The organism is Pseudomonadota bacterium (assembly GCA_026388315.1).
Taxonomy (GTDB): domain Bacteria; phylum Desulfobacterota; class Syntrophorhabdia; order Syntrophorhabdales; family Syntrophorhabdaceae; genus MWEV01.
Genome location: JAPLKA010000003.1, coordinates 1 through 4,844, shown reverse-complemented (window position 1 = coordinate 4,844; position 4,844 = coordinate 1). Strand labels below are relative to the sequence as shown.

At 47.8% G+C, this 4,844-nt stretch carries 6 protein-coding genes; all 6 read right to left on the bottom strand.

The window, feature by feature from the left end; all coding sequences use genetic code 11:
- Nucleotides 1-407: 407 nt before the first annotated feature.
- Complete coding sequence (locus NTX75_00055; GenBank protein MCX5814623.1) at nucleotides 408-743, bottom strand: thioredoxin domain-containing protein; 336 nt, start codon at nucleotides 741-743, stop codon at nucleotides 408-410.
- Between the two features lie 36 nt (nucleotides 744-779).
- Nucleotides 780-1,409, bottom strand: a complete 630-nt coding sequence (locus NTX75_00050; GenBank protein MCX5814622.1) for a nitroreductase family protein — start codon at nucleotides 1,407-1,409, stop codon at nucleotides 780-782.
- A gap of 128 nt (nucleotides 1,410-1,537) precedes the next feature.
- Nucleotides 1,538-1,816, bottom strand: coding sequence for an integration host factor subunit beta (locus NTX75_00045; GenBank protein ID MCX5814621.1), 279 nt, complete (start codon nucleotides 1,814-1,816; stop codon nucleotides 1,538-1,540).
- 235 nt (nucleotides 1,817-2,051) lie between these two features.
- Nucleotides 2,052-3,149, bottom strand: a complete 1,098-nt coding sequence (locus NTX75_00040; protein MCX5814620.1) for an alkene reductase — start codon at nucleotides 3,147-3,149, stop codon at nucleotides 2,052-2,054.
- 274 nt (nucleotides 3,150-3,423) lie between these two features.
- Nucleotides 3,424-4,461, bottom strand: a complete 1,038-nt coding sequence (locus NTX75_00035) for a dienelactone hydrolase family protein (protein MCX5814619.1) — start codon at nucleotides 4,459-4,461, stop codon at nucleotides 3,424-3,426.
- 177 nt (nucleotides 4,462-4,638) lie between these two features.
- The coding region (locus NTX75_00030; protein MCX5814618.1) for a type II toxin-antitoxin system RelE/ParE family toxin at nucleotides 4,639-4,844 on the bottom strand (206 nt) is incomplete at its 5' end.

Here is a 4,844-nt window from a genome sequence, read left to right as displayed (position 1 = left end):
TTTGCCTCAAGGTTTTTGCTCATGGAAGCCAGCCAAGCCGCCCGGGCCTGCATCAGCTTCTGGGCAGGACGCAGTTCCGGTTTGGTGTCTTCGGCAGCAAAGGCAACGATAGCGATTGTAAAAATTGCAACGGACAGCAGGGCAATAATCTTTTTCATCAAATACTCCTTTCAGTGAGGTGTTGTGAATCTGATACTGACTAAAAAAGCTTTTTTTATTATGTATTTTAGGATGGACGACCTTATGTGTCAACAAAAAATGAGCACAAAAAAAGCAACGGGTAATTTATTACCATTTGTTATCTTGAATCTGTTACGACAGCTTTGCTGTGTGGATAGCAGGAAGCTGTCAATTATCGATTCTGACATTTCCTTTAACGTCAATCCTCCTTCCACACCACATTAAGACTACGGACGCAAGTTAACAAATTCTGTCAGTTGCTTCTCGTCCAAACCGACTCCCAATACTCCATCCAGTCTTTTTGCAATGACTCCTTTTTCAAAATAAAGCACGGTCGGATAAACTTTCACCGAATATTGCTCAGCTATCGTTTCCTGATCATCCTGAGCAATAACAAAATGTCGCCCCTCTTTCTCATCATGCTTTTGAAATATCGGCAGAAACCTTATACAAAAAGGACACCAGGAGGCATGAAAAAGGGCAATGACACGGTCTTTGTTCCTCAGTATTTCCCTAAGATCACTATCGTTTTTCACCAAAGCACATGTATCGTTTGCACTCATCAGGCATCCTCATTTTCCGTTGTATGTAATCGACTTTCAATAAGTTTTAAACACAATGTCCTCGTATGACTTTCTCCACTTCGGTGCCATAATCTTGTATTTCTCGTTAAAATAGCCAATAGCAAGTATCATTGGAACATAGAAGTTATCTGGGATGTTAAAAGCTTTTCTGACCCCTTCATGATCAAACCCATCCATAGGATGTGAATCCAGTCCGGCATCCTTTGCCGCAAGCATCAAGGCCATTCCGAAAAAGGCAGCGTTTTTAACCGCGAAAGCCAGAGATTTTTCTTCTCCCCCGTAAATGGTTTTTGCCCCGCCTTCAATCCACTGTCTCTGCTCTGATTTTACGTAACCAAGATTCAGCATATCCTGCCATACCTTTTCCATAGTAGGATGGCCCGCTTTCCAGCCTTCTTTATCAGCAAGCACTATCAATACCACTGGTGCGTCTGTTATCTTGGGCTGATTCCAGGATAGCGCCCGCAACCGTTCCTTTTCAGCGGGTGATTTCACAACAATCAATTGCCAAGGTTGGAAGTTAAAGCCGGATGGTGCAAGTGCTGCCATCTCGACTATTCCTTTTAGCTGGTCATCACTTATGGGTTTCAATGGATCAAAGAAATTGACTGCCCGTCTCTCCTTCAGTGTCTTTGTAAACTCCATAATCTCTCCCTCCTCTATGACAATACTCAAGGATTTATTGGATCACCGACTAACGCTTTTAATGTCGGACACCTCTCAAATTATCGAAAGTTACATTACGGCAGTTATCAATATCATTCCAAGACGTTCTATCGAAATTTCACCCTCTCCTTCAATTCCTTCCCCACCTTGAAAAACGGTAGCCTCTTTGGTTTGACCGGAATCTTCTCGCCGGTCTTCGGATTCCTTCCGGTATAGGTACCATACTCCCTCACGGTAAAATTTCCGAATCCGCGGATCTCAATTCTTCCATTTCTTTTGAGAGCATCGGTGAAACCATCGAAGACCAGGTTGATAATCTTGGAAGCATTTGTTGTCGTCAGGCTTTCTTTTGAGACTAATGCATTGATCAGGTCAGGCTTGTTCATGAGGACCTCCTTGTGGAAAATTGATCTGAAAGATTTTGACGGGACAAATGTAAAAGGGAATAATTTGAAATGCAATATAATTTTCAAGAGAGGCTCAGGCTTGTCACGTTCCTCTCTACCCCTGTCTGCGATGCTGAGTTCATATTTTAAATCAAATAATTACACCGATGGTTACATTTTACTGATTTCAGGAAGATGCCCACACGTCAACGCACCCGCCTGCTCCATAAAAATTTTACCCTTCAAAGGGTGGATAGTCTGTATAACCTTCTGAACCAGTTGTATAAAAAGTATTTTCATTCCACCTTGCCCAGTCCGCACCCTGAAGGATGCGCTCTACAAGATCAGGATTCGATATGAAGGGTTTACCAAAAGCGACAGCGTCTGCAAGACTCTGTTCCAAGACATCGTTACCACGGTCACGATTGAAACGACCGTTGATCACCAGTGTGCCTTTGTAACGTGGGCGAAAATGTTTTGCGATTTCCTGCACCGCATAGGACACTTGATCCACGGGAACCATGGGTTCAACAAGATGGGCGTAAGCAAGATCCCGGTAATCGTTTAATCGCTCCACGATATATTCAAAGGTAGGGATTGTATCCTCGTCAATCGTGATGCCGAAGAAACCATGCGCTGAGGGATTCAGCCGAATTCCCACTCTATCGGATCCGATGGCACCACCTATGGCTTCCAGCGTCTCAAAGAAAAAGCGTGCTTTGTTTTCGTGACTGCCACCGTATTCGTCTGTCCGTATATTGGAACAGTTGGTAAAAAACTGATGGATTAGATACCCATTGGCTGAATGGATTTCTACACCATCAAAACCGGCAGCGATCGCATTCTCAGCCGCCTTTTTGAAGTCCTTTGTAATGTCATGAATTTCGCTAACGGTCAGGGATCGCGGCGTTACGGTATCTTTGAACCCCTCCTTAGTAAAGGACTTGTCTTTAGGATTAATAGCGGAGGGTGCGACGGGAAGCTCGCCGCCATGAAAATCGGGATGGGACATCCGACCGCAGTGCCAGAGTTGACAGAAGATATGCCCATTCTTGTCATGGACGGTCTTGGTGACCTGCTTCCATCCCTCAACTTGGGCTTGGCTATGAATGCCCGGGGTATTGATATAACCGACACCCTGTTTTGAGATTTGGGACCCCTCGGTTATGAGGAGGCCTGCAGATGCCCGCTGGGAATAATATTCCGCTATGAGTGGTGTTGCAGCATTATCAGAGTTGTTCGCACGGCTTCGCGTCATTGGGGACATGAACACGCGATTCGGAAGTTCATATCTTCCAATCTTTATCGGTTTTAATAGAGCATCGTTTACCATCTTCCCCTCCTTTTTCTTGTTCAAATAACACCAAATCTGCTCAAATATTAGATACCATACTCGTTACCAGATACTATGCCTGTACACTTCTGTTCGAAGCTTAGCATAAAAGGACAAAGCAGAAAAACAAAGACTTTAGTCAATAACGGATAATGAATACCATTTGAAAGAGTGCACCCCTTTCAAAATCGCTGGATGCTCTCTTTCAGGAAGTTGTATTTAGCGAAAGCCCCTCCCGTATGGCCGCCGGACATGTAAGTGTTACTGCTGCGTCTCAAGGCCCGAGATGTTCGCGCAAATATTTTTTCAGTTTCGCATAGGCGTCATCGCGCGCTGCCGGATTACTCGCCACGGTCACGCCCTTGCCGGGATTGACCCCATTGGGCACCTCGAGACGGAGTCGCGGTTGTGTCGATGGTCCGTCAAAACCGTGATACGTATCCGGGTAAACAGTGATCGTTGCAGCTTCGCCCGCAGCCAAGAGCTTTGCCGCAAGATCCACGCAGGGGCCTGGTGCCGTCCAGTCATCGCTGCCGCCAATGAAAAACGTGATGGGTGCGGCGAGTGTGTAACCACCACGAGCCTTCAGCGAGTCATTACAGCCGGGATAAAACGCGACGCCGGCTCGAAAATAGGGTCTGGGAGGCTCGCGATCCCGCCAGTTGGCAACGGCAGGCTGTTTCGCGTTGATCGTGGCGAGCACCGCACTCGCACCATGCGACCATCCGAGCAGCGCGATGCGCTCCGGCAGCACATCATCGCGGCGTTGCAGCCAAACCAGTGCACCCTGCGCATCCTTCCGCCGGTGTTGTTGCGTGAGCTTGCGCTTTTTGTTCTCAACGGTGCAGATTTCCTCGAAGCCACGCGAACGAAAACTGTCTGGGAAGAGTACTGCATAACCTTCGGAGACCAGAAGGTCAGCCATCATCTGGTGACGAATAGACAGCGTGTCCCTTTTTGATTTCGAGGTGCTGTACATGCCGCCGCAGCCGTGCAACGCGACAACGGCGGGCAGTCGCCGGGAATCGGCGCCTTCGGGCTTGAACAACAACGCCTGGATGGCCAACGGCTTGCCGGTCCCGGGGTCGCGATCCAGAGAATCGAAGCTGACGCGTTCGGGCACCGATGTCGCGATCTTTTGCTCCAAGCCCCGGACCGGGGGCGGCCCGGCCGCAGTTTGCAGTCCCGCTTTGTGGCAGGCGGGAAATAGCAGCAAGACCAGACATAGCGGCACCGTGAGAAACAGTGGCCGCAACCAAGAATTCAGGTACATCTTTTCTCTTTTAGCTTTCCGATTTATGAGCAACGCCACACTTTTCAACCATGCATCCGTTCACCTCGGCCGCTAACAGAACCTGTCAGCCAAGATTTGATTATATCATATTTCTGAGGGAATAAAACCAATGATTACGGTTTGAAACCTGGCATTTCGATCGAGTTCGACGATTTGTTTAGTACAGGAAGAAGTACGCATCAACCGGATGAACCTTTATTTGTATGCCGATCCTCTCCATTCGATGGTCTTGATCCACACATTCTCTTGCGCATCGTCGATCTCGTAAAGGATACGCAGATCGCCCATGCGGAAACGATGCATGTGCTTGAGGTCCCCCTTCAACTTCTTGATATGCCCGTCCAGGCGGGGATTCCGGGCAATGACATCAATGGCGTCCGCTACTCTTTCCTTCAAGCCGT

What these genes read in the sequence shown, in the direction of transcription:
- NTX75_00045 (MCX5814621.1), bottom strand. Translation starts at nt 1,816, where the DNA reads ATGAACAAGCCTGACCTGATCAATGCATTAGTCTCAAAAGAAAGCCTG.
- NTX75_00040 (MCX5814620.1), bottom strand. Translation starts at nt 3,149, where the DNA reads ATGGTAAACGATGCTCTATTAAAACCGATAAAGATTGGAAGATATGAA.
- NTX75_00050 (MCX5814622.1), bottom strand. Translation starts at nt 1,409, where the DNA reads ATGGAGTTTACAAAGACACTGAAGGAGAGACGGGCAGTCAATTTCTTT.
- NTX75_00055 (MCX5814623.1), bottom strand. Translation starts at nt 743, where the DNA reads ATGAGTGCAAACGATACATGTGCTTTGGTGAAAAACGATAGTGATCTT.